Raw genomic sequence first — 24380 nt, 5'->3', positions numbered from 1 at the left:
TGTAAAGTATAAAAGTGAGTTGTTTATCATTAGTGGGAAAGGACTCTACCATAAAAAAAACTTTTGTTTAGGCTTGGTAAAGGTTCAGATTGACCGAATGAAAAGCAAAAAAATCAAGTTTTATTTCTTGTCCTGATGGAAAAGAACGCTCATTACAATGCGTTAAATAAGTTTGTTTTTCTTATCATCAAATTTGTCCTAGTTCTTTCGCTTTTCGCTAAATTTATAAATCACAGCATTGAGAATGGCATAAATATCTGTTTGTAATGATAGAAATCAGGATCATGTTTTTGTAACTATAGAAAAATTCAACTTTTGGCTGTTCGGTTGAAAAATGAGCGTAATGTCGCGTTTTAGTGGTTATAAAATGAGCATTGATGAAGGGGGAAGGCAACAAGGAGCCGGATGTCACCCGTTAACTCTTGCTGCTACCGAGCGAAGACTGATAGACAGGGCAGATTTCGGCGATGGTTGTAAAACAGCGAATCTGAGAGCCGATTGAGACTGATTGAGGATTCAGACAAAAAACGCAGACTTTGCATGCTGATGGATAAAGGAAAAAAGATGACGCATTCGAGAAGGAAAAAGCGCAGGGCAACCCTGCGCTTTGATGTAATCAGTCTAACAACGATTAGATGTTGCAGACGGTTTTCCAGCTGCCATCGCTTCCCGGAACTGAACTTGTCCACCAGTTAGCCTGATAAACAACGCCGTTGTGGATGATTTTGTCACCCTGGTTGGCGTGGCTCGGGTTACCAGACCAGTCGGTTTGCGGCCAGTTAGGATAAGTGTTAATACCGGTTGTGTTGCAGGTGCCGTTATCACCGCCCCCGGTATCGCCCCCGCCATTGCCAGCCCCGATATCGCCAACAGGCAACTCTGGGTGCTCAAACTTGAAGGCGTACTCTTTACCGTTCACTGTAACACTGTAGTTAGCCGGGCCTGAAATTGGCAGGTAGTACACCATGTCCAGGATATAGCTGTCGCCAGCAGGCAGATCCTTCCAGCTCGGTAAGCTGAAGGCAACGCGATGCATCTCGCCATCCAGGCCGCCGATGTTATTGGCGCGGTTGTGGCCGGATGCAATCACTTTCAGACCACCACCAGACTGGTCTTTGGCGTTATCCGGCGCAGATGTCGGAATGTCGAACTGGAACTCCGTTCCGCCAGGAATTGCCTGACCGGTATTGTTGGTGAAAGTAATTTTCGGGTTAATAGGGTAGTTTTGATCGCCGACTTTGAAACCATCGATAGACACCGTAATGTCAACGGTTTCTGTCGGAATTGCCCCGGTTGCAACTGTGTTACCGTAAGGCGTGGCTGACTGGAACTTGTCATAAATCGCCTTGGTCATGGTGTTACCCATGTGGTATTCACCGTTACCGGACTGACAGGCCGCTTCCGTCGGATCGACAGTGGTGCGCTTGCCGTTAGCATCGACTACGTAACAGTTATAGTCACCAGCCAGTTCCCAGAACATGATACCGCCAATACCCTTGTCCATGACGTAGTTGGCTTTGGTTTCGATCGACTCTTTGTCTTCAGTCGACAGGAAGACTTTCTTCTCTGCGTTCCACAGCCAAGGTGCCACGGCTACATTGTCATAATGACGGGTGTATGCGCCGACCAGTTTGTCCTGTGGGTCATTGACTGGATCCAAGCCGTAGGCTGCGGTGTAGCTGCCGTAAATACCACGGGCCAGGTTCATCGCATGCCACATTGGGTTGGAGCCCGCGCCCATTTCATTACCTGCAGCATCTTTGTCATGCCACATGTTATCAATACCGACTGCACCGTAGCCGCAGTTGTTTTTCTCACCTTCGCCAGTACCGGCGGCGCACTGTGACTGGTTCGGCAGCGGAGCACGGCCCCACAGGCCGTTTTCGCCACCGGTGACGTTCTGCCAGCCACGGGTGTAATACGGCACACCGATGTTGATTCGGCCAGCAGGCATAGAACCACGGAAATAGTGGTATGCCCAGTCAGTATTCAGGTAACCAATACCGCCGTAGGCCGCGGTGCCGTAGACGTTCCACTGAGCCAGCTCTGAGTCTTTACCTGTGTCATACAGGGCAGCATTATGACCTACGTGATCGTTCCAGGCACCGTGAAGGTCGTAAGACATGATGTTTACGTAATCCAGGTACTTGGTAATAGACATGGTTTCCATGCCGCGCAGCAGGTAACCCGATGAAGGCGCTGCGATAGTCAGCATGTAGTGAATGCCGTCTTGTGCACTGGCGTGGTCCAGTTTTTCACGCAGTACACGCATCAGCTCGTGATAAGACTTCATCAGGTGCGGACGGCGAGGCTCAGCAAACGCTTTATCATCCGGGTTACCGGCTCCAGACATGCTGGTTGGGTATTCGTAGTCGATATCCAGACCGTCAAACTTGTACTGACGCATCATTGCAACGGCTGAATCGGCGAATGTCTGAATACCGGCATGGTTAATGCTGCCGTCGGCATTCGTCGTCATGGTATAGAAACCACCATCGGCAACGCGATTGCCGTCAGGACCAAAATGCCCGCCTGTTTCAGCCCAGCCGCCAATAGAAATCAGGGTTTTCACACCATGTTTGGCCTTGGCGGTAGCCAGCGCACCAAAGTGGCCTTTGAAACCCAGAGACGGATCGATGTCAACGCCTTGCCATTCCTGGCCGACCGCCGGGTTGGCAGGATCGTTCACGTTACCTATGTTGACCTTGCCGTCTGGACCGATACTGACGAAGGCGTAGTTGATGTGTGTCAGCTGCTCCCACGGAATGTCGCTGACCAGATAACGGCTGTCAGGGTTGTCACCGGCACGCCAGCTGGTGAAGTAGCCGATGACACGGCGGGGGTGATCGGCGCCCATGATTTCGCGGCCCTGATCGTCATAGATAGTACAGTAAGGTACGTTTACGCCTTCAGTCTGGTAGAGTCCATCCGGACGACAGCTTTGTGCTGACGGTGGTGTAACGCCGGAAACTGTAATCGAAACGGCAGAAGAATCGCTGAAACCGCCAAGGTTGTCGGTCGCGCGCGCAAACAAGGAAACACTGCCTGATTGTGGAGCGGTGTAGCTGAAGGTATATGGTGCCGTGGCTGACGTGCCAACCAGTTTGCCATTTGCGAAGAAGTCGACTTTTTCAACTTGCCCGTCACTGTCGGCAGCACTGGCGTTTAATGTTACGACGCTGCCGGCTTCTACCGCAGAGGCTGAAACCGTCAGACCGACATTTGGCAGAACGTTAGATTCACCCTGAACGGACAGCGTGATCTGAGAAGTGTTGGTTGCGCCCAGGTTGTCGGTGGCAACGGCTTTTATTTCGGCAGAACCACTCACTGCCGTCCAGTTAGTGGTGAACGGTGCTTTAGACACAGAGGCCAACAGGGTGGTGCCAATGTAAAACTCGACGTTGGCAATAGTACCGTCGACGTCGTTGGCATCCGCACTGATGGTGACGACATCACCAGCTACCAATTGGTTGCTGCCTGACGGGGAAGTGATTTGAACAGAAGGTGCCTGGTTGCTGACACCCGTGCCGCATTGGTCAACCAGTTTCCATTCCTGATAAGAGCTGGAATTCTTTGCCGGATCGCTGCCCTGGCTCCACCATTTCGCTTCATAGACACTGTTATTCTGCTGAACTTGCGTACCGCCAGCATAGGCCGTGGTGTTGCTCCAGCTTTCAATGGTCCCACAGTCTATTGCTGCCTGAGCATTAAAGGCGGCAATACACGATATGGCAAGGGTGCTGAGGCGAAATGCCTGATAGACTGCCTTCCTTTGGATCTTCTTGTTCATTGATATTCCTTAGTTATTGAACGTTGGATATTCAGAATGACGGCTGTAGTGGTCTTTTGTTCTGCCGTGAAATAACTATAGGGAGAGGGATCAGATATTCACTGAAATTTCTCGTTATTCATCGAATAACTCGCAAAATATCTGCATTCAGATGCAAAGATTCATCAGTTAATTTGCAGCAATAACCGGTTTTTAACGAAAAAATTAAGCGGAAATATTGTCAGAAGGTAGCTTTGTAGCGAAGAGTCACGACTGTATGAACGACAGCGTGCAAGCGCGTGCGCAACCACTGAGGCTGGGCATGGCAAAATGAATTAGTATTCGAAGGGATAAAAATACCCCAGACTGATTGTCAGTCTGAGGTATTGATGTATGGCTTAACAGCTTGTTAGATAGTATTACTGACTAATCGCGGCCTTAAAGCGGGCGCGAGTCTGCTCGTCAGCCTGGGCATACCAGTACATCAGCATGTTTTCTGCAACATTCTGACCTTGCGGCGCTGCATTAGCAGGCAAAGTTGTCACTGCCTGTGCCGTTGAAATTGCAGCAATCGGTGCAATCGCGGCAGCTTGACCAGACTGGTTGTATGCCACAATTTCAGCTTCATAGTTACGGCCAAATTGCAGACCTTTTTTCAGAAGTTTGTCCTGAGTAAAGTCCACTTTGGTGCCAGAAGCATCAACAAGATTGAATGTTGGCTCCTGGTTGAATTTACGTGCTTCCTGACCTGAACGGATTTTTGGCAGTTCCAGGTTGATATTGGCGTCGGAGGCGTCAAATTTTACGACGATAACATCAGATGTGAAAAGGTGGTCATCACCGTTTTCACGCAGGGAATCCTTGAATTTGAAAGCAATCTGATTGACACCGTTTGGAAGTGTCAGTGACTTATCACCATTATTTTTGACGCCATTGACCAGAATCGTTTCGGCCTGGTAAGGCATGGCCAGTTTTACGTCCGCCAGTGATGAGAAACTAAGACCACACGCTGTAATGGCTAATAACGCAGTACGCAATTTCATAGAAAGTCCTTGAAAAATGTCTGAATTCCAAACAGGTTACTGAGATTTTGTTTTGATCTGAGAAGTCTGGCTCTGTATCGCTGAATCTATCCTGAATAATAACGTTGAATGGTTAGAAAGTAATGATCTTATGTGACTTTTTGTTTACTCTGGCATGCCCGCAAGGGATAAAAAATAACCAAAACAAGGAAAGAGTAAATGGACATTTCTTGGTTTCACCTCGGGCTGCTGGTGAGCACCGGCTTTCTTGCCGGCATTATTAATACGCTCGCCGGGGGCGGCTCAAACCTGACGCTGCCTGCCCTGATGGTGATGGGAATGCCGGCTGAAGTGGCCAATGCTACTAACCGAGTCGGGGTCGTATTGCAGGGCCTGACCGCACTCCTTGGCTTCAGGCATCACGGTAAGCTGGATGCCTCTGATACCGGCGGGATAATGGTACCCACCATTATTGGTGGCTTGTTGGGCGCAGCGGCGGCGGCTTACGCCCCGGCAGGAATTATCAAACCGTTGTTGCTCGGCACCATGCTGTCTATGGCGCTGATTATTTTGCTCAAACCCGCTATCGTTGCGCCCCCTCCGGGCACAGAGCCTCGTAAAGTGAAAGACACTCCGAGTTCATGGTGGGGGTTGGGGCTGGCAGGATTTTACGGCGGGTTTGTGCAGGCCGGTGTCGGGTTTGTGTTGCTGGCGGCACTGGCCGGGACGCTCCGCTATGATCTGGTTCGGGCGAATGCTCTGAAAATGTTGTGTACACTGGTGTTCACCGTCGTTGCCCTGGCGTTGTTTGTCATGGAAGGGCTGGTGATGTGGATCCCGGGTCTGGTACTGGCTGTCGGCACTATGGTGGGTTCTCACCTGGCGGTGAAGTTTGCCATTCGTGCTAAGCCGGAAACCCTGAAGTGGTTTTTGTTTGTAATGACGCTGTGTGGTTGTGTGGCAGCTATGCTGACCTAACCCTGTATTAAATAAACGTATTTAACGCAGGTCAAATCCGACGGAATAGGCAAAGCCAAACAAAAGAGCCAGCATAGCGCTGGCTCTTTTTGTGATAGCAGTTCGGCAGTAAAGACTATTACTTCACGTAGCAGGCAAATCCTTTCAGGTAGAAACCTTCCGGGTACGCGCTGTCCAGTGGGTGGTCGGCTGCCTGAGCGAAACGCTCAATGAACTGTACCTCACGGTTGGCATCCAATGCGGCATCAGCAATAATTTTCTGGAACAGGTTATTGTCCATCAGTCCTGAGCAGGAGTATGTCAGCAGTGTGCCGCCTGGTTTCAGAATCTGCATCGCCAGCATATTGATATCTTTATAGCCACGACATGCGCCAACCAGCTGAGATTTTGACTCTGCAAATTTTGGCGGATCCATGATAACTACATCAAACAGCTCACCACGATCACGGTATTCGCGCAGCAGTTTGAAGACGTCGGCATTGAGAAATTCAGCATTCTCAAGCGGGTAGCCATTCATTTCGGCGTTCATGCGTGCGGTGTCCAGCGCAGGCTGAGACACGTCAACGTTCACCACCTGGCTTGCACCGCCTTTCAGGGCATACAGGCCGAAACCGCCGGTGTAACAGAAACAGTTCAACACACGTTTGCCGTTCACATATTTCACGGCAGCCTGACGGCTGTCACGTTGATCCAGGTAGAAACCGGTTTTGTGGCCGCCCACGATATCAACATTGATTTTGACGCCATTCTCTTCAATGGTGACAAATTTTGGCGGCTCTTCGCCAGAAAGTACGCCGGTACGTTGTTTCAGGCCTTCCTTCTTCCGGACGGCAACGTCAGAACGCTCGTAGATACTGCATTCCGGGTAGCAAGTGTTCAGAGCTTCAATTAACGCTTCTTTTTGCGCTTCTGCACCGGCACTTAGCAGCTGGCATACCAGAAAATCCTGGTAGCGGTCAATGGTAATGCCCGGCAGACCATCAGATTCAGCCGCAATCAGGCGGTAACCCGTCAGGCCATCTCGATCCGCCAGGATGTCGCGCAGCCCTTGCGCTGTTTTCAGACGTTTGATGAAAAAGTTAACGTCGATTGCTTCGTTACGATCAAAAGTCCATACACGTACACGGATTTGAGACTGAGGTGAGAAAGCACCACGTGCTAACCATTCGCCTTTATGGTCAAAAATTTCAACCGTTTCACCTAATGATGGCTTACCTTCAACGCGTTGGATACCACGAGAAAAGACCCAAGGGTGGCGGCGGCGAAGTGATTTTTCACGGCCTTTAACCAGATAAATAGAAGCTGTCATGACATGCTCTGTATGGATGGAAGAATGGGGGCGTATTATGTTGTCGAAACAGCGGAAAATCAAATTCTGAACAAAGAAAAAAGGGGAATGGTCCGCCATTCCCCTTGCCATGTGATGCGATATATCAGAGTGATCAGGCTTTAAGCCCGTTCATCAGCGACTCCAGCACTTCAGCCTGTTTGTTCAGTTGCTCGATTTCCTGCGCAGACTGGCTGATAACATCGCAGATTTGATGAGACTGGGTTCGCACCTGCTCAACATCTCCGGCGATATTGTCAGCTACGGCACCTTGTTGTTCGGCCGCGGCCGCAATTTCTGTACTTCGGTCAGAAATCAGTTGGTTGCGTTCCGTGATATGAGTGATTTCATTGTCGACAGAATGCATCAGGGACTCACTGCTCTGGGCGTTATCGACGGTATTTTTCATCACGGCCATCAGCTGCTGGCTGTGCTGCTGTAAAGATTCAATCATCTGCTGAATTTCAACGGTGGCACTCTGAGTACGCCCCGCCAGGGTACGAACTTCGTCGGCTACCACGGCAAACCCACGGCCTTGCTCACCCGCACGGGCGGCCTCAATGGCTGCATTCAGCGCCAGCAGGTTAGTTTGCTCAGAAATACCGTTGATGGTGGTAACAACGTCGTCAATTCTTGCGGCATTGCTGTCGAGCTCTGCAACGGCTTCCGCAGCCAGCGCAATCTCGGTGCTGAGGCGAGAAATGGCATCACGCGTCTGGTTCACCTGGGCGCGTCCCTGTTCCGAAACCTGTTGAGCTTCTCGGGTCTGCTCAGACGTTTCGTGGGCATGGCTGGCGACTTCGCGGATTGAGGTCGCCATTTCTTCGGTGGCGCTGGCCAGTGAGTCTAAATGTTGTTGCTGAGACGATGACAAGTGCTCGCTTTCCAGGCTGCGTTGACGAAGACTGCTGCTGATTTGCTGCATCAGGGCAGTCGCCTGCTGAGTCGCCAGAACCAACTGCTGTTCACGTTCGCTAACTTTATCAATCGTGATGGCAATGGTGCTGAATTCGTCACGGACTTTAAAGAAGTTCATGCGGTTAGTCAGATCACCGTCTGCCAGAGCCTGCAGCGCTTTATTGGTGGTAAACATGGCACCGCCAATAAATGTCATGATGTAGTACACCACGGCCATTGCCAGAACGATCAGAGTAGCCATTAATGCGATCTGGCCGGTGCTCAAGTAGCTCAGCAGTCCCGGCATGTAAGTCGCACTAATGCTGTAGGCCATGCCCGGTACATTGGCTGTGATTGAGCCTGAGCTGGTGCCAACGGAAAGTCCGCTGTTCAGCAGTAAACCGGCGGCTTCTGAGGAAGGAATTTGATGCTGGGAAAGAATGCTTGCGGTGTTTTGCAGGTGTTGCGTCGTGATTTCAATACGTTGTTCATCTGCCGCGTCCACTAAAATAGAAGCTACGCTAACAATAGCGATGACGGGAAGAAGGAATAGGAGGGTGAATTTTTCCTGTATTGTTAAGTGGATAAGGTATTTGTCGATCCATCTGAATGCAACTTCTTTCATGTTAATTCCTATAAAACAGAAGCTTAGCAATGTGTGCTGATTGTAAAATAATATCGATTAATGGATAGAATACTTGAGGTGATGCATGTCACAAATTTGTGCAAAAGCCGTAGTGAATGGAATGGTGCAAGGGGTAGGGTTTCGATTCCACACTGCGCATGAGGGATTACGGCTTGGGCTGAGCGGTTATGCGAAAAACTTACCGGATGGCAGTGTTGAAGTACTTGCCTGTGGCAATGAGGTGCAGGTAGGGAAGCTCCTGGAATGGTTAAACAGAGGTCCGGCCACGTCCCGGGTTGATGGTATAGCCAGCGAAACCGTCGAATGGCGCCATGTCGATGGCTTTGAAATCATGTAGCTTATGTACACTAGATGCTGCATTTGTCTGGGACTGGAGATAGCCTTCAAGACAGTGTGAACAATTATAGCACTTGTGGCGGTTAAGCGCTGTTCTGTATGTAAATTAAGTTATTAAGCCAATGAAGGCGTTAAGAGAATTCAGGGAAAGAATGAGCAAAGAGGCCAAGCTGTTGTTATGGCTTGGCCTCTTATTAATAACAAAATCTGGGATATCCGTTATCCACCATGCACTTAAAGCTAAGTGCATGTTATCTTAAATGCACTTCACCGGCTTAGGCAGGCCAGCCAGCTTTGTTGCTTGTTTTGCCGGACCTTTCGGGAACAGTTTATACAGGTAACGTGAGTTGCCTTTCTCTTCACCGTACTTTTTCGCCATCGCCTTCACCAGCATGCGAATAGCTGGCGAGGTGTTAAACTCCTGATAAAACTCACGCACAAAACGCACGACTTCCCAGTGTGCGTCAGTCAGTTCAATGCCTTCTTCCTGTGCCAGGACAGGAACCAAGGCTTCTGACCAGTCATCAGTGTGCTTTAAATAACCGTGTGCATCGGTTTCGATCTGTTTACCTTCAAATTCAAGCATGTTGCGCCTCGTTTTTGGAACGGGGAAAGAATAGTGATTATCGTGAGACGCTGCAAGTTTCCATTTGCGGCGAGAAAGAGAAATTCCGGCTGGAAAAATAAATTGGTACAAGAAAGAGGAAAGGTGGCGACAGAATGAAAAAAGCGCCCGAAGGCGCTTTTTGAATGAACTGGACTATTGCCAAGATGAAAACGGCAGCTGTCTATTCGTTGGCTATACGCTGATGTTCAGCTTCTAACCACTAACCACTAACCACTAGCGAATTAGTCGTCACTGCCCATTACGCCCAGGATTTGCAGCAGGCTCAGGAACAGGTTGTAGATCGACACATACAGAGACACAGTCGCTGAAATGTAGTTAGTCTCACCACCACGCACAATGCTCTGAGTCGTCAGCAGAATCGCTGCTGATGAGAACAGTACAAACATACCGCTGATAGCCAGAGACAGCATTGGCATTTGCAGGAAGATGTTCGCAATCATGGCAACAACAATGGCCACGAAACCAGCCAACAGCATGCCGCCCAGGAAAGACAGATCACGCTTGGTGGTCAGGGCGTAGGCTGAACACGCAAAGAACGTCAGTGCTGTACCACCCAGTGCAGGGATAATGGCATGGCCAAGACCTGCGCCGACGTACATGTTCAGAATTGGACCCAATGTATAGCCCATGAAGCCTGTCAGTGCGAATGTGAAAACCAGCCCCAAGCTGCTGTTGCGGTTCTTTTCTGTCAGGAACAGCAGACCGTAGAAGCCAACCAGAGTCAGAATCAGACCTGGGTGAGGCAGGTTCATCGTCATTGCAAAACCGGCAACAACGGCTGACCAGACCAGCGTCAGAGATAGCAGGAAGTAAGTGTTACGTAGAACCTTGTTGGTAGATAGTACGCTCTCGTAAGCTGTGTCACGATTGACAATACGATCGTTCATAAATAGTCCCCTCAGGGTTAGTTATGTAGATATTCTGATAATACATAGATTGGGGCGAGTGTCGCCAATTACAAGTCGCTCGTTATTGGATGAGGCTTGCCCCAGGCATTGTATGTCAGTGTAACTGTTTGACAAAGATGATACTTAACAATTCTTTATCGTGGTGGCTAAAGTTGTAAACGAATGTTACAACCTGGCGGTTCAAATCACTTCGAAGGTGATTGTTCAGCATCCCAAATGAAAGAAGCTTGATGGTTTTGTGCTCATGCCATAAACCACCAAGCTTATTTTTAAGTGCCAGTTTTCTTAAGTATCAGTTTTCTTAAATTTCAGATTGTTGATGCGTCAGCGTAACGGCGGGGCGTATTGCAGTCCACCATCAGACCAGAGTGCATTGAGGCCGCGTTTAATTTTGAGTGAGGAACGCATGCCTACCGTGCGTTCAAAGCTCTCGCCGTAGTTACCCACTTGTTTGATGACCTGGTAACTCCAGTCGTCATTCAGGCCAAGTCCTTTGCCTTTAGGCCCTGACAAACCGATTAGACGGAGAATGTCGGGGTCATTAGATGCCTTCATGTCGTCCACATTGTGTGAGGATACTCCCAGCTCTTCAGCTTGTATCATGGTGAATAACGTCCATTTCACAATATTGAACCACAGGTCATCGCCCTGGCGTACAACCGGCCCGAGAGGCTCTTTGGAAATGATGTCAGCTAATACAACAGCGGTTTCCGGTTCTGCCAAATGCAGGCGCAGGGAATAAAGACCAGACTGATCTGCCGTCAGGGCATCACATTTACCGGCCTCAAAGCCTTTTACGGTTTCAGATGCGGTATCAAACGGGACTGAGGTATAACGGATTTCATGAAAGCGGAAATAGTCCTCCAGATTCAGCTCGGTGGTGGTTCCGGCCTGAACACAAATTCTGGCGCCATCCAGCTCGGTTGCTTTGCTGATTTCCAGTGACTTGTGAATCATAAACCCTTGACCATCGTAATAATTGATTCCGGCAAAGTTCAGCCCTAGTGCCGTATCCCGATTTAAGGTCCAGGTCGTGTTGCGTGAAAGAATGTCGATGTCGCCCGATTGCAGCGAGGTAAAACGCTCTTTGGCGGTGAGGGGAATGTATTTGACCATGTATTTGTCACCGAGCGCGGCTGCGGCGACAGCCTGACATAACTCCACATCTAACCCGTTCCATTCGCCTTTGTCATTCGGGTATGAGAATCCGGGCAGCCCGGTACTTACACCGCATTGCAAATAACCTTTTTGCCGAATTTGCGCCAGTGTTTCTGAAACTAGCGGTTGCGTTTTGTTGTTTTGTTCGGACAGCTGTTTTTCCAGCTCCATGACTTTTTGCTGGAGCGCCATGGTATCGGTAGGGAGGTTGGCGATGCCTCCGGGCGATGACTGGGAGAGTTGTTGCTCCAGGACGTCAATTTTATTCTGAAGTTGCTGAATCAGTTCCTGATCCCGGGCTGTGCCGTCATCACAGCCTGCCAGAAAGATCAGGGCTGAAGAGGTGAGAAAGGTAAAGGTCATGGATTGCTTCATAAATACGTCCTGTCATTCCTTCTGCAATGAGAATAATCGGCACGGAATGGCCTCACCCGGAAGAGTGAATATTAACTATCTGTTTTTCTTGTCACTATTGAGTATAGAAACAGTTTGAAATACTGCTAGTGGTTTACTCAAAGGATCAAGGCTGATCGATGTACCCTCTAGTGGCTTATTATGAAAAGGTTGGATTCGGTAGTTTCATTTGATGGCCAGGTTTTATGAATAGCATTTTATGGCTGGTTTTTTATGGCTGGGTTTGATGACTAGTTTTGATTGCTTAGCTTTGGTGGTTTCATAGCAGTCTTGTTGGTTGTTTGAACAATCAATCACAAGTGCCAATAAAAGGCTTTACAGCAGGCTGCGGGATGATTATTATTCTTGGCTCACGGAGAGATGGCTGAGTGGTTGAAAGCACCGGTCTTGAAAACCGGCATACGTTAATAGCGTATCTAGGGTTCAAATCCCTATCTCTCCGCCACATTCGAAAAAAACCGCTGCATTGTCAGCGGTTTTTTTATGCCTGAATGATCCGTCCCAATCTTGTCGGCATAGCCATACCGCTGGCAGCAGCAAAACTGCTGGTATCATCAAGCCTGTTGGCACCATCAAACACGTAAAAACGCCCCGTCGCAGGACGGGGCGTTTTATTATGATATTGCTTCTGTAAGTTAGTAAGAGACTTTGATGGTCACTGTGGCGACATTCGATAGGTTTCCATAGCTGTCTTTCACGGTGTAAGTAAAAGTAGCATCCTTGGCACGAGTCGCGGTGTAGGTAAAGCTGCCGTTACCATGATTTTCCAGTTTACCGAGCAGTGGGTCCGGGCCATTGATCACGTTGACGCTGTTCATATCGATAGTTGCGCCGTCAGCGTAATCATTGCTTGTTACATCAAATGTCACTTTGTACCGGTATTTCACTGAAGGGTAGTCATCCTTGGCGTATACCGAACTAACCGGCTTGTCATTCATGAATGGTTCGATTGGAGACAGCCCTTTGGCATAGCGACCGCCAGCACCAACCATAGGCACTTCCATCCATTCTTCTTCCGCGATACCGTTGCCGTTATCAGTGACCGCGTATTCATCACCGATGGCACCGACAGGTACGTGCAGCTGTGGATGGTCAAACGGTGCTTTCTCCCAGCGAACCCGCTCATCTGTCAGCGTTTTCAGGAACGCGACAAGCGCGTATTTCTCTTCCAGAGTCAGTCCCAGGTTATTGATGTCTGGATCCAGGTTAGAACCGTTTTCACCAAATCCGGTTGAGTCGCCGTGTCCTTCCATCATGTCTTCACGGTTACCACCACGGTTATAGAAAGTCACTACCTGGAACAGGGTCGACATGCTGCCGTTGTGCATGTATGGGCCGGTCAGCTCAACATTGCGCAAACTTGGTACTTTGAAGGAACCATCAACCGCATTCCGCTCGTCAGATTTAACCGGTTCATTTGGATCGACTTCAAACGTATTGTGGTCGACTTCGAAGCTATCCGGCACATTCTTACCCGCGGCCATTTGCTGCGCCTGACGAGTGAAAGAGAGTGGGTTGCCCCAAGGATCATCACCACCTAACCCAATGTCTTCCTTGGTTGGACGTACACCGATGTTGTAGAAGCCGTTATCGTAGATCGCCGCGTTGTTATCGCCCATGATCATCCGTTCAACCAGACCCCCTTCCTGTTGCTCAGGGTTCAGATGGGTTGCGGCTTTCGAGAACTCAGGCCCACTATGACAGTTAATACACTTACCTTTCCCGACAAACAGTTCCATCCCTTTGATTTCTTCGTCAGTCAATGCGTATTTATCACCTTCTACATATTGGTCATAACGTGAGTCATCTGAAATCAGCGTCGCTTCATAGAGCTGAATGGCCAAACCCCAGAACAGGCTGAAGTTGTGCTCGATTTGCTCAAAGTCATCGATCTTACGGCTGTAGCCCCAGAGATCTTCATGGAAAGCATCCTGAATCATCTGACGATAGCTCGTACGCAGACCATTGTTAGGGTAGGCACTCAGATAACCCAGTACGCTATCGGTTTTGTCGACTTGCTGCAGCCCCAGAGGAACCAGACGCAGCAGTTTTTTTGCCATGGACTGGAAGGCTTTGGATGCACAGGTCATCTCAAAATCACTTCCTGGAGGCCCTACCGCCTGAGATGCAGCACTGGAGTTAACCAGATTCACTTCCTTCAGGTTAATCGTGTTGCTGTAGCGATCAAAGTGCATAACTTTGGCATCTTTGTTGCGACGGCCAAATGGGTCAATTCCATTGAACACGTTATTCGCCCGGCCATCCCAGAAGTTACGGAAGTTGAAAATGGCGTTAATGACGGTAGGCGTGTTACGTGGCTCAACCCGGCGGGTACCAATGTTGGTGACATGGAAGATGTCATTGATGTTGGTACATCCCTCACGGCCATCGGTGAAGTGTTGGTCGTAGTCGGCACCAAACAGATCATCGAAGGTACTGGCAAATACCCCTTGAGACGAGACAACGTCATCACTGTCGAACATTACATAAGATTCACGATCGTCTGGGTTTTGATACACACGGAATGGGAAATCTTCTTTCTTCAGTGTGTAGTTAGGACCACCATGACCAGTACGGGTCGGGTCAAAAATCTCACGTTTGTCTTCTTCGGTATGTTTTAAACCGGGGCTAAGCTGGTTTTTAATCCTGTTATCAGCCCCTGCGTGGAAGTGACAACTGGCACAACTTTGCCCCTGGCTACCTGCCTGCATTTCCCAAAAAAGTGCTTTACCTAATTTAATCGCGGCATTTTTGTCTTTGACATATTTTTCTATCCCGTAAACGGGCGCGGGCTGGATCCCTTTCATCGATTTCAGTACAGAGAGATCGACAGGCTCCGGTGTTGGTTCGGCCACTTCAGCGATCGCGATACTGGCGGTTAAGCCTAATATGCATGACGCTATTATCGCTTGAAGTTGACGTTTTTTAGAAAACTTCACTTCGTTCATCACTCACCCCTAACTTCCATTTTTACAAACTGTTAGTTTTTTATTACGAGCGGAAACTCGTGAAATAAAGATGGGTGAAACGCGAAGTCTTGATTATTAACTTTGTGAATAACGGTACTTTTATTGATTTAGAAATTAAGCCGGAAATATAGACAATTGCATTAGGGGTAATAATTCAGTCTTATCCGCGATGCGGGTAGCGAAAGTGAGGATATGTCCCAAAGCTGGACTAAGGCTTTTTTATGCCAGCTATGAATATTCTGACGATAACTCACCACAAAATAGGACAATTTTTCTGAGAGCTTTTTAAGCCAATCGGGGAGGTGTAAATATGCAACCTGCGTTGTCTCATAAGATTTCGCACCAATCTTAAGATTGGCTTCAGAACCTCGCAAGACCGCATGAGACATGCGACAGTTGTTCTAAAAATAAAAAAGCGCAGCCTGAGCTGCGCTTGATTGGGTTTCATCGTACGTGGTGCGGGTTACGCCTTAGCGAGTTTGCTTTCCAGCGCAACGGCATCGACAGGCTTGGTGATGAAAGACAGGAAGACTGCTACTGCCATCATACAGGCACAGATCGTGTAAGCCAGTGTGTAAGTACCGGTTGTGTCAACCGCGACTGCTGCAACCACAGGACCGATAAAGCCACTGATACCCCATGCGGTGTAAAGTACGCCGTAGTTTGCACCGTAGTTTTTCAGACCGTAGTAATCAGCAGTAATAGATGGGAACACTGCCAGCAGGGTGCCGTAACCGACACCTGCCAGTGCTGCGCCAATCATCAGCGTAAAGTCTGAATTGAAGCTCGCAAACAGCGCCATGTTGATGCCTTGCATGATGAAGGCAAGCATCAGGGTTTTCACGCCGCCAATCTTATCAGACAGGATACCTGCAACGACACGGCCACCAGAGTTGAAGATAGACAGGATCACAACCAGGTAAGCGGCTTCGGTGATGTTAGCCTGTTGGGCGGCAATAGAGGTGATGTTACCGATCACCATCAGACCTGCCGATGAAGCCAGTGCAAACATCAGCCACAGTGAATAGAACTGCGGGGTTTTGACCATTGCACGCCAGTTGATGTCAACCGGTTTAGACGCTGGCTTGTTCGCGGCATTGGCAGGTGCTTCTGGCTGGTAACCGGCTGGTGGGTTGTTGATGGTACATGCCAGTGGCACTGCAATCAGCAGGACAGCCACACCCAGAATCATGAAGCTGGTATTGATACCGAAGGTGCCAATCAGGCTGGACGTCAAAGGAGCCAGGTAAACCGCAGCCAGACCAAAGCCTGCAGCAATCAGACCGTTTACCAGGCCTTTCTTCGACGGGTGGAACCATTTCATGGCTGATGGTGCCAGACAGGCGTAACCAAAACCGATACCGCAACCGGTCATCAGGCCAAAAGTCAGAATCAGCAGAAGTGGTGACGTCGCAAAGCTGGAAATGATCATACCCAGGCCCACCATTACGGTACCCAGAATCAGGATACGGCGTGGACCCATGCGGTCTTGCAGCACGCCTGCAATCAGCAGAGATACAGAGAACGCGATGACCGCGACAGTATAAGGCATTGAGGCATCAGCATTAGACCAACCCAGGTCAACGACTAGCGCTTGCTTAAATACACTCCAAGCGTACAGAATGCCCATACATAAGTTAATACAGAAACCTGCCAGCAGGATCTGCTTAGCTCTATCAAATTTTTTCATTTTGCTCTCAGTCACCACGAACAAAGCCGCTACCGCGAAGACAGCGGGCTTTCTACTAAAATTTTTTTGTCTTTAATCAACAAAAATGACATTTTTGCCAAGGGAGCGCGGATTCTATCAATATTTTTTTGACAGAAAACAGATAGACACATCCTGTTACAAATGTTTGTCGGGCGGATAACAGCTGTCATCGGTTTGTTTTCATTTATAACATCGTAATTCAATGGGTTACATGCGGCTTAAGGTGTGCAGGGGAATGCAGGAAAATGTTTCCCCGCCATACAGGATGGCGGGGAGGGCGCTATATCGGGAGCGTGTGTTAGTTTGAAAGGATACTGAAGATTTTGTCTTTAAGCTGGAGGCGTTCAAGTTTGAGTTGCGTGAAGTGGTGGTCGTCTGTCGGAATGTTGCTGCCTTCTAAACCTCGAATTTTATGGTCAAGATGATGATAACGATCTGCCATCCTTTTAAAGTGTTCATCGGATGTCTTCAGTTCTTTGATTCTGTCACTTAGTTCTGGGTACTCAATGAAGAGCGAGTGATTTTCACCTAACATCGTGATACTCCGTAATTTCAGCTTATGGACCACCGCTTGCAACGGCCTCGTGAGAAAGCGTGTACGGCACTACCGTGTTGCTTTCGGTTCCTAGCGCACCCAGAGTGAAGAAAGTCATTATTGTCGTAATACAACGTTTGTATGGCGCTGATTACTTTATCGTGCTCTTGCGAACAATGCCGCATACAGCGAACCGCTAAGATAATAATAGCTGTGGATTCCTGAAACAGAAAAGGCCAGGTGATTAACCTGGCCTTTTCATGAGTAAGTGGCGACTTACTGGATAAAGCTGATATAGGCTTGTAGTACCACTAGGTTAGCGATATCAATGAAGAACGCGCCGACGATAGGGACTATCATGAATGCCTGCGGAGATGGCCCGTTACGAGAGACCAGCGAGCCCATGTTCATTACTGCCGTCGGGGTCGCCCCCATACCGAAGCCACAGTGGCCTCCGGCAATGACCGCTGCATCATAGCTACTGCCCATCATTCGGAATGTCACAAAGTAGGCAAACGCAGCCAGACACAGAGTCTGTACCGACAGAATAATCAGCATCGGCAGAGCCAGACCCAGCAGTTCCCACAGTTGCAGGCTCATCAATGCCATCGCCAGGAAGAGCGACAGAGAGATAGTGCCCAGGGCATCCACGGTTTCCGTGTTGACCTTGTAAGCCTTGGTTGTCTCACACACATTGGTGATGAAAACACCAATAAAGAGGGCGTAGACAAAGTCCGGGATACGAAGCCAGCTGATTCCAAAGCTATCCACAAACGCTTTAAAGTGAGCGGCACCCGCGACACAGATTAACAGAATAAACAGGGTTTCAATCGTGTTCTTGGCGGTGATGCGATCTTCTTCATGATCGATATACGTCACCAGATCAGGATGCTCAACATGATGTTTCTCACCCGGGCCAAAATCCGATTTAAGATTGAATTTGTTAATCAGTCGCTGAGCGACAGGGCCACCAATGATGCCACCCATTACCAGGCCGAAGGTCGCGGCTGCCATCGACAGCTCCAAAGTGTTCAGATTGAACAGCTCACTGTAGGTTTGTGACCAAGCTGCACCGGTACCATGACCACCAGACAGGGTAATAGACCCCACCATCAGTCCCAGAAGCGGATCCAGGCCAAGCATGCTGCTCATTCCGACACCTACGGCGTTCTGAATGACAATAAAGATGGTTGCCACGGCCAGGAATAAGAAAACCCGAGAGCCTCCTTTAGCCAGTAATTTAAAACTGGCCGCCAGACCAACGGTGGCAAAAAACATCTGCATCAGTGTGTTTTTCAGGCTTAGCTGAAAAGTAATATCGATACCTTGCTTGTGCAAAATGGTAATAATCAAGGCAACGATAAGGCCCCCGACAATAGGCTCGGGAATATTGTACTTTCTGAAGATCTTTACTTTGCTATTAACGAAATAGCCAATAAAAAGCACAATAATCGCTATCAGAAACGATTCAAGTTCACTTACTTGTACGACTGTATTCATGATTATGTCTTTGCATTGTTTTTTTAGGTGGCCATATTAACTCCTAAATAAGCACCTGCATATATTGCTATCCCGAACAAAATGTTGTAGGTCTCCAGTTTCTATGTTGTTGTGATTGTTTAGTTTTTTGATGTGTTTCTTGTATCTTGATAATGCTTTTGGTGTATTTGTTAAAATATTGTTCATTGTTGGCGTAATTAACCTGAAGGCGAAAATTAAATGTCAGATTTAATATTCGCTCAAAGGTTCACCACCAAACCCGCTGTAGCACTTAAAAATCATGACCCTGTCAATTCTCTGAATGTTTCGAAGACGATGAATATCAGCAACTATCATTCTGGTGAATTGTAATCGAACTGTTAAGGATGAATATGTTGCGGCTAAATAGTAGCCATCTGACTAAAAGCAGGATTATATTGCGTAAAACTACCAAAAATTAACTTAAAAAATTTGAAATTAATTGGCTTTTTATTATATCGCGAGAGTGATAACGGCATTGAAGGGGGGATATTGTGATTAATAAATCAGCGTTTCATTGTATTGAAGTCACAAATTTATCGCTCTTCTGAGAATCGTTAATAAAGAAGAGCGACAAAAGTGGGGGAGGGATTAACTGGGTTTTCTCAATTTCAGGTTTTTGCGCAGTTGTTGAATATATGCAATTCGGTCAGGATTTGCCGGAGCACTGGTTGGTTTTAGCTGTTCCATCGCGCTGGCTTCATTTTGTGTCATGCAGCGGCCATTCACCCGGTAGTGCGGTTGCTTTGATTCAACCGTCGCCTGTCGGGAAGCATCTTCCTGTGCTTGTGCCATTGCTTCGCGTGCCAGGCTTTGGTTCGTCGGATCCTGAACTACGTATTTGTGTCGTAATGGCTGACCCTGTTGCTGTTGTTGGTCACGTTGTTTGATGTAGTTTTCAAGATGCTCACTGAAACTCATGTTACACACCTAATCACGTTGGGTTTTCTTAACGGTATAGCGCCAAAGGCAGATTTGCAATTAAAACCCGTGCTCGCTCAGAGGACAGATTCGTTGTCCTGCGTAATATACTTATTTTCGAACGTATTAACAGGGACAGGGTGACCAAAATAATAGCCCTGAAATTCCTCGACCCCAATGCTGGCCAGAAAACGCTGCTGGGGATCGGTTTCCACGCCTTCCGCGACGACCCGCATGTTCAGGTTATGTGCCAGTTCGACAATAGAACGGGTAATGGTGACATTATCCTGGTTCCATGGCAGCTCTTTTATAAACTCACGGTCGACCTTCAGGATGTGAATAGGAAAACGGCTCAGGTAAGCCAGTGAGGAATAGCCGGTGCCAAAATCATCCACTGCGATTTTTACTCCCAGCGCTTCCAGTTTGACAAGACGATCCAGCGCGGTCGTTACGTCGGACATAATGACGGATTCAGTAATTTCCAGCTCCAGGAAGTTGGGGTCACACTGAAAATCTTCGATGGCTTGCTGCACCGTTTCGACCAGGTTGGAGTTCAGCAGCTGGCGGGCTGATATATTCAGCGCAAAATTGATATACACGCCGTTTTCCTGCCAGGCCCTGAGTTGCTGACACGCCGTGCGGATAAGTTGTTGACCTACCTGAATGATCAAGCCGGAACGCTCCAGAATCGGAATTACTTCAACAGGCGGTTGAATCTCACCGGCTTCATTGTGCCATCTCAGCAGTGCTTCAACACCGCACAGAGTGTGGTTTGTGGCATTCACCTTGGGCTGATAGTACAGTTCGTATTGGTCGGAACCGATGCTTTTACGAAGCTCTGACTCCAACTGGAGTTTCAGCAAGCTTTCTCGACCCATCTCGGGTGTGTAGTAACAGTAACGGTTCTGGCCTTCTTCTTTAGCCCGATACAACGCGATGTCTGCATGTTTGCTTAGCTCATCGGCCGTACCGGCATCCATCGGGTAGAGGCTTATCCCGACGCTGGCGGTCAGAAAGACTTCTTTATTATCGACACACATGGGGTCTGAGATATGCGTAATAATCCGTTCCGCCAAGCGACTGATGTGTTCGACTGTCATCTCACCACAAATGAGGATGGCAAACTCATCCCCCCCCAAGCGCGCAAGAAAGTCTGTTTCGCGTAATATATGCTGAATTCGTCCGGCCACAGTCTGGATGAGCTTGTCACCGAAGTCGTAGCCGAACGAGTCATTGACTTGTTTGAAATGGTCCAGATCCACCGACAGAAGTGCCACACACAGCTCCGGGCGATGATGACCATTGATGGTACTGTCGATTTTCTGCTGGAGCAGGGTGCGGTTGGGCAGTTCGGTCAGTAAATCAAAATGTGCCAGCTTTTGCAGGCGTGTCTCGAACAGAACCCGTTCGGTAATGTCTTTCCCGGTCGAGATATAGTGGCTGATTTTGCCCCTGCTGTTGCGTATAGGTGAAATCGTTTTTTCTTCGTAGAGCACATCTTTGTCATCTTGTTCATGCGCAATCACCCGTTGTACCGTCATCCCTAGTTTCAACTGCTCCTGCACTTTGAGCAGTTCATGGTTACTTGGCAATGACTGGCGCAGCAGGCGGGTAGACTGAGTGCCGACAATTTCTTTTGAACGCACGCCATTCTGCTTTTCAAACGAAGGATTTACGTATTCAACAATCCCTTTATAGTCGGTGATAATGATAGCGTCGTTACTCTGCTCAAGTGCGCGCGAGAGGCTTTTCAGCTTATCTTCTCGCAATGACCACTCAGTGACATCCCGGATGTTCAGCAAAATTTCATCGCTTTCACTGTAGGTGGTTTCGGTTGCGATGATTTCAATATAGCGGGGGCGGATGCCTCTCAGCTGAATGGTGGCTTTAACGACGGGTGAAGCCTCGTTGCTTTGACCGACTTTTCGCTCATGCAGATCGTCAATCAGCTCTTTAAGCTGTTTACGGGTTTTTCCGCCCGCTACCAGTCGCAGCAGGTTTTTTCCGCTCAGGCTTTTATTCGGTAGCATTAAAATTTTGTGGGCTGCCGGATTCATCGTCAGCACGTTCATTTGCATGTCGAGCGTAATCAGCCCATCAGGCGCACTGGTTAACACGGTCTGATACTTAAGCGCTGCGTCTTCAACGTTGCGGGTCAGCCTGCGCTGAGCATTGAGCATCTGAGACAGGTGCCAGGTCAGGACAATACAGCCTGACAGCAGAGCGAGGATCAGAATGACAAAAGCCACAAACTTGATGATTCGTTGCTGTGAGAAAGCCAGTTCATCAATGGCATTGGTGAGATTTACCCGGCTGATGATAGTCCAGGGTAAGTCGGCACCGTCAAAAGGCAGGGTGAAGGGCTTATCGCCGGAGAAGCCTTTCCCGGAAAAAAAACGGGTAAAAGTATAGAGGTAGTCACCCGAAATAAACTGTCCTTTGGCATTTAGCTGAATCTGCTGCCACAGTGTCGGAAAGTCCTGATTGAAATCTGTCACTGCGGGATTGTTGGACGGCAGCATAAATTGCCAGGCGCTGGTTCTGTCCGGCCCGAGTAACCACTGTCCTTCATTGTTGACCAACCAGTTCTGGCTGTTCTGCCAGCCATACTGTTGGGTAAGTTCGTTCAGGTAATCCATCCCCAGATAATTTAGCCCGACCAGATAACTTTTCCCGTTCACTTTCAGATGGCTGAAAAAGCGAATCATGGGTTTGTAGGGCAGTTCTATCCGTCCATTTTCCATATTCAGGTCAAAGGGTGAAGTATAGATCTGGCCCGGAGGAATATTCAGGGCTTCGACGACGTATGGGCGATGGCTTTTATCTTGCAGTTGTTTATCTGACACAACAGTGGTATTACCATCAACACTGTTAATACGGATAACTTCTTGGCCGTTTTCATCCAGAAGACGGACTTGATCATAATATCGACGTGTATTAGCCAGGCGTTTAAATGTTGCTGTTAATATTGTTAATGACTCATCAAAAGAATGGCCGGATAAGACAAACTCTTCGCGCGATTTTTCACTTAAATAATGTAAATCTTCCAAGATCGGTGAAAAATGCAGTCGAGTGATGTGCAACGAAGAAATATGCCGGCTTTGTTCCCTTTCGTGGATACGCTGCTTTAACTGTTTTGCATCTTCTTGATAGATATAATAGGAAGCAACGGCTGTCAGCGATAGCAGAGGGATCAACAGAACCAGAAATCTCAACAATACTACCTTCATACATCTTCCATGATTAAGCCACATCAGAACTAAGTATAGGACCCGATTGCTTGCTGTCGTATAAAAAGTGAGTTTTCGTGCGTTTTCTTTCAAAAAGCATGATTTCTGCGAGTTGAAGCACAACTTTTTTCCGAATTAGCGTCAGTAAATTATCAGTTGGTAATAAGCTGAATGCCTATTTAATGATAGGTTAATAATTAAATATCAGGAAAATAAAAGCTGCATTTAAATTGATTGTTATTACTGTCAATAATTAATGGATGTGTTTTTTCATAGGCAACTTAAGTATAGGTGCTTTTGTTTCACTTTTATAAATAAAAGGTGGTTACGTGACGGAAATAATAACAATGAAGCTAAAAAAGCAGGTGAGTCAACCAGCCTAAATACAGGTGGATAAAACAGGAAAAAAGCCAGTAGGGACAGACTGGGAAAAGTAGGGAAAACCTGCGGCAGACGAACAGGGATAAGTTAGGAAAGGGGCATGATACCGAAGCCGCCAGCGTGGCTCCGGCTACTCATTATTATTGTTCTTCATAATGTGAGTGATGCCCAATGTCACGGGCTCAAAACAATCATGAAGTCATAACCATTACTGATCAATCAACCAGCCATTTTGAACAGCAAGGTCGATTTGCTGACAGGCGTAGGCCCACAGTTTGGGTGTCACTGCTTGCAGGTATTGATTACGTTTCAGTACTTGCTGCTTGGTGACTTTGTGCTCCACCCAGGTGCCGCCGTTATTGGCCATATTTTGAATGAGCGGCAGAATACGGTCCATGGCTTTGGCGAAGCGGGCATCGGCCGTTTCTGCTTGCTCGAACTCAATCCACAGCGCTCTCATGGCTTCAAATTGTTCGTCAGGCAGCAATCCGAACAAGCGATTAGCCGCGGCAATTTCTTGCTCTTCCTGATTATCCAGCTCATGTTGCGCGGCAAAAGCGAACGTGTCACCGGCATCGATCTCAACAATATCGTGAATAAGCAACATGCTGACAGAACGATTGATATCTACCGGCTCTTCGACATAGCTTTTCAGTACCTGCGCCATCAGGGCGATGTGCCAGCTGTGCTCGGCACTGTTTTCACGGCGGTTATTGTCTGGCTTGACCATGGTTTGACGTCGAACAGCTTTCAAACGGTCAATTTCTGTAATGAAGGCAAGCTGTTTTTCTAAATCGTTCATAAGGTCCTCTTTTTCTTAATATCCATGTTGCAAGTCGAGCAATCAGACAATGATAACCTGCGGCCAGCAAACGCCCGGTATTAAACACCTTTCACTGACGTTAAGCAAATGTACACAGGCCATTAGCCATGCATGCAGTGAGGTCAATCCAGGTTATCAGAGGTTTCGCCAAAACTGTCGCGCTAAATGTTAACTGCCTGAAACTCAGCGCATTCTCCATTTTGCTGCCC

General features: G+C 48.2%; 16 protein-coding genes and 1 tRNA gene. 3 read left to right on the top strand and 14 right to left on the bottom strand.

All coding sequences use genetic code 11. The features are described from left to right. Nucleotides 1-631: 631 nt before the first annotated feature. Both FH974_RS09430 and FH974_RS09425 read right to left on the bottom strand, forming a co-directional pair. Nucleotides 632-3790, bottom strand: a complete 3159-nt coding sequence (locus FH974_RS09430) for a chitinase C-terminal domain-containing protein (protein ID WP_047885681.1) — start codon at nt 3788-3790, stop codon at nt 632-634. A 398-nt stretch (nt 3791-4188) separates the two neighbouring features. Continuing rightward, nucleotides 4189-4812, bottom strand: a complete 624-nt coding sequence (locus FH974_RS09425) for a YccT family protein (RefSeq protein WP_047885680.1) — start codon at nt 4810-4812, stop codon at nt 4189-4191. A gap of 198 nt (nt 4813-5010) precedes the next feature. On the opposite strand from FH974_RS09425, the gene FH974_RS09420 reads away from it, so the two are divergent. Next, nucleotides 5011-5769 (top strand): sulfite exporter TauE/SafE family protein, encoded by a 759-nt coding sequence (locus FH974_RS09420; protein WP_047885679.1) that lies wholly within the window; start codon nt 5011-5013, stop codon nt 5767-5769. A 118-nt stretch (nt 5770-5887) separates the two neighbouring features. Here FH974_RS09420 and FH974_RS09415 read toward each other — a convergent pair whose 3' ends face one another. Then, entirely contained in the window at nt 5888-7078 is a 1191-nt protein-coding gene (locus tag FH974_RS09415; protein ID WP_047885678.1) for a class I SAM-dependent methyltransferase, read from the bottom strand. A gap of 133 nt (nt 7079-7211) precedes the next feature. Further along, nucleotides 7212-8618: a methyl-accepting chemotaxis protein gene (locus FH974_RS09410; protein ID WP_047885677.1), complete on the bottom strand. Its 1407-nt coding sequence runs from the start codon at nt 8616-8618 to the stop codon at nt 7212-7214. An 85-nt stretch (nt 8619-8703) separates the two neighbouring features. On the opposite strand from FH974_RS09410, the gene yccX reads away from it, so the two are divergent. Continuing rightward, entirely contained in the window at nt 8704-8976 is a 273-nt protein-coding gene (gene yccX, locus FH974_RS09405; protein ID WP_047885676.1) for an acylphosphatase, read from the top strand. Nucleotides 8977-9231: 255 nt separating this feature from the next. On the opposite strand, the gene tusE is transcribed toward yccX, so the two are convergent. From tusE to FH974_RS09390, 3 genes are all read right to left on the bottom strand, one after another. Further along, a complete protein-coding gene (gene tusE / locus FH974_RS09400) occupies nt 9232-9561 on the bottom strand; it encodes a sulfurtransferase TusE (RefSeq protein ID WP_047885675.1) in 330 nt (109 codons plus the stop codon). A gap of 263 nt (nt 9562-9824) precedes the next feature. After that, nucleotides 9825-10490 carry a Bax inhibitor-1/YccA family protein gene (locus tag FH974_RS09395; RefSeq protein ID WP_047885674.1) on the bottom strand — a complete coding sequence of 222 codons (666 nt, stop codon included), beginning with the start codon at nt 10488-10490 and terminating at the stop codon, nt 9825-9827. A gap of 345 nt (nt 10491-10835) precedes the next feature. Then, the gene (locus tag FH974_RS09390) at nt 10836-12044 is read right to left on the bottom strand and encodes an amino acid ABC transporter substrate-binding protein (protein WP_084712578.1); all 1209 of its coding nucleotides are present in this window, start codon (nt 12042-12044) and stop codon (nt 10836-10838) included. A gap of 393 nt (nt 12045-12437) precedes the next feature. Between FH974_RS09390 and FH974_RS09385 the strand changes: the two genes are divergently transcribed. Then, nucleotides 12438-12528, top strand: a tRNA-Ser gene (locus FH974_RS09385). 190 nt (nt 12529-12718) lie between these two features. Here the strand turns inward: FH974_RS09385 and FH974_RS09380 are convergent. From FH974_RS09380 to FH974_RS09350, 7 genes are all read right to left on the bottom strand, one after another. Continuing rightward, nucleotides 12719-15031, bottom strand: coding sequence for a cytochrome c peroxidase (locus FH974_RS09380; protein ID WP_053061850.1), 2313 nt, complete (start codon nt 15029-15031; stop codon nt 12719-12721). 484 nt (nt 15032-15515) lie between these two features. Further along, nucleotides 15516-16742 (bottom strand): L-lactate MFS transporter, encoded by a 1227-nt coding sequence (locus FH974_RS09375; RefSeq protein ID WP_047885673.1) that lies wholly within the window; start codon nt 16740-16742, stop codon nt 15516-15518. 319 nt (nt 16743-17061) lie between these two features. Next, the gene (locus tag FH974_RS09370) at nt 17062-17298 is read right to left on the bottom strand and encodes an HP1242/YdcH family protein (protein WP_047885672.1); all 237 of its coding nucleotides are present in this window, start codon (nt 17296-17298) and stop codon (nt 17062-17064) included. A 276-nt stretch (nt 17299-17574) separates the two neighbouring features. Beyond that, nucleotides 17575-18798 (bottom strand): sodium/glutamate symporter, encoded by a 1224-nt coding sequence (gene gltS, locus FH974_RS09365; protein ID WP_047885671.1) that lies wholly within the window; start codon nt 18796-18798, stop codon nt 17575-17577. A 609-nt stretch (nt 18799-19407) separates the two neighbouring features. After that, nucleotides 19408-19737 carry a hypothetical protein gene (locus FH974_RS09360; RefSeq protein ID WP_047885670.1) on the bottom strand — a complete coding sequence of 110 codons (330 nt, stop codon included), beginning with the start codon at nt 19735-19737 and terminating at the stop codon, nt 19408-19410. A gap of 77 nt (nt 19738-19814) precedes the next feature. After that, nucleotides 19815-22967 carry a sensor domain-containing protein gene (locus FH974_RS09355; protein ID WP_047885669.1) on the bottom strand — a complete coding sequence of 1051 codons (3153 nt, stop codon included), beginning with the start codon at nt 22965-22967 and terminating at the stop codon, nt 19815-19817. A 589-nt stretch (nt 22968-23556) separates the two neighbouring features. Next, the gene (locus tag FH974_RS09350) at nt 23557-24150 is read right to left on the bottom strand and encodes an HD domain-containing protein (protein ID WP_047885668.1); all 594 of its coding nucleotides are present in this window, start codon (nt 24148-24150) and stop codon (nt 23557-23559) included. Nucleotides 24151-24380 lie beyond the last annotated feature (230 nt).

Source organism: Photobacterium ganghwense (assembly GCF_017329545.1).
In the GTDB taxonomy this organism is placed as follows: Bacteria; Pseudomonadota; Gammaproteobacteria; order Enterobacterales; family Vibrionaceae; genus Photobacterium; species Photobacterium ganghwense.
This window is presented reverse-complemented; position numbering and strand designations above follow the sequence as displayed.

Excerpts from the sequence above, each read along its gene's own strand:
- FH974_RS09375 (WP_047885673.1), bottom strand. The coding sequence starts at position 16,742 with ATGAAAAAATTTGATAGAGCTAAGCAGATCCTGCTGGCAGGTTTCTGT.
- tusE (WP_047885675.1), bottom strand. The coding sequence starts at position 9,561 with ATGCTTGAATTTGAAGGTAAACAGATCGAAACCGATGCACACGGTTAT.
- FH974_RS09395 (WP_047885674.1), bottom strand. The coding sequence starts at position 10,490 with ATGAACGATCGTATTGTCAATCGTGACACAGCTTACGAGAGCGTACTA.
- yccX (WP_047885676.1), top strand. The coding sequence starts at position 8,704 with ATGTCACAAATTTGTGCAAAAGCCGTAGTGAATGGAATGGTGCAAGGG.
- FH974_RS09380 (WP_053061850.1), bottom strand. The coding sequence starts at position 15,031 with ATGAACGAAGTGAAGTTTTCTAAAAAACGTCAACTTCAAGCGATAATA.
- FH974_RS09350 (WP_047885668.1), bottom strand. The coding sequence starts at position 24,150 with ATGAACGATTTAGAAAAACAGCTTGCCTTCATTACAGAAATTGACCGT.
- FH974_RS09390 (WP_084712578.1), bottom strand. The coding sequence starts at position 12,044 with ATGAAGCAATCCATGACCTTTACCTTTCTCACCTCTTCAGCCCTGATC.
- FH974_RS09410 (WP_047885677.1), bottom strand. The coding sequence starts at position 8,618 with ATGAAAGAAGTTGCATTCAGATGGATCGACAAATACCTTATCCACTTA.
- FH974_RS09370 (WP_047885672.1), bottom strand. The coding sequence starts at position 17,298 with ATGTTAGGTGAAAATCACTCGCTCTTCATTGAGTACCCAGAACTAAGT.
- FH974_RS09360 (WP_047885670.1), bottom strand. The coding sequence starts at position 19,737 with ATGAGTTTCAGTGAGCATCTTGAAAACTACATCAAACAACGTGACCAA.
- FH974_RS09420 (WP_047885679.1), top strand. The coding sequence starts at position 5,011 with ATGGACATTTCTTGGTTTCACCTCGGGCTGCTGGTGAGCACCGGCTTT.
- FH974_RS09425 (WP_047885680.1), bottom strand. The coding sequence starts at position 4,812 with ATGAAATTGCGTACTGCGTTATTAGCCATTACAGCGTGTGGTCTTAGT.
- gltS (WP_047885671.1), bottom strand. The coding sequence starts at position 18,798 with ATGAATACAGTCGTACAAGTAAGTGAACTTGAATCGTTTCTGATAGCG.
- FH974_RS09415 (WP_047885678.1), bottom strand. The coding sequence starts at position 7,078 with ATGACAGCTTCTATTTATCTGGTTAAAGGCCGTGAAAAATCACTTCGC.
- FH974_RS09430 (WP_047885681.1), bottom strand. The coding sequence starts at position 3,790 with ATGAACAAGAAGATCCAAAGGAAGGCAGTCTATCAGGCATTTCGCCTC.
- FH974_RS09355 (WP_047885669.1), bottom strand. The coding sequence starts at position 22,967 with ATGAAGGTAGTATTGTTGAGATTTCTGGTTCTGTTGATCCCTCTGCTA.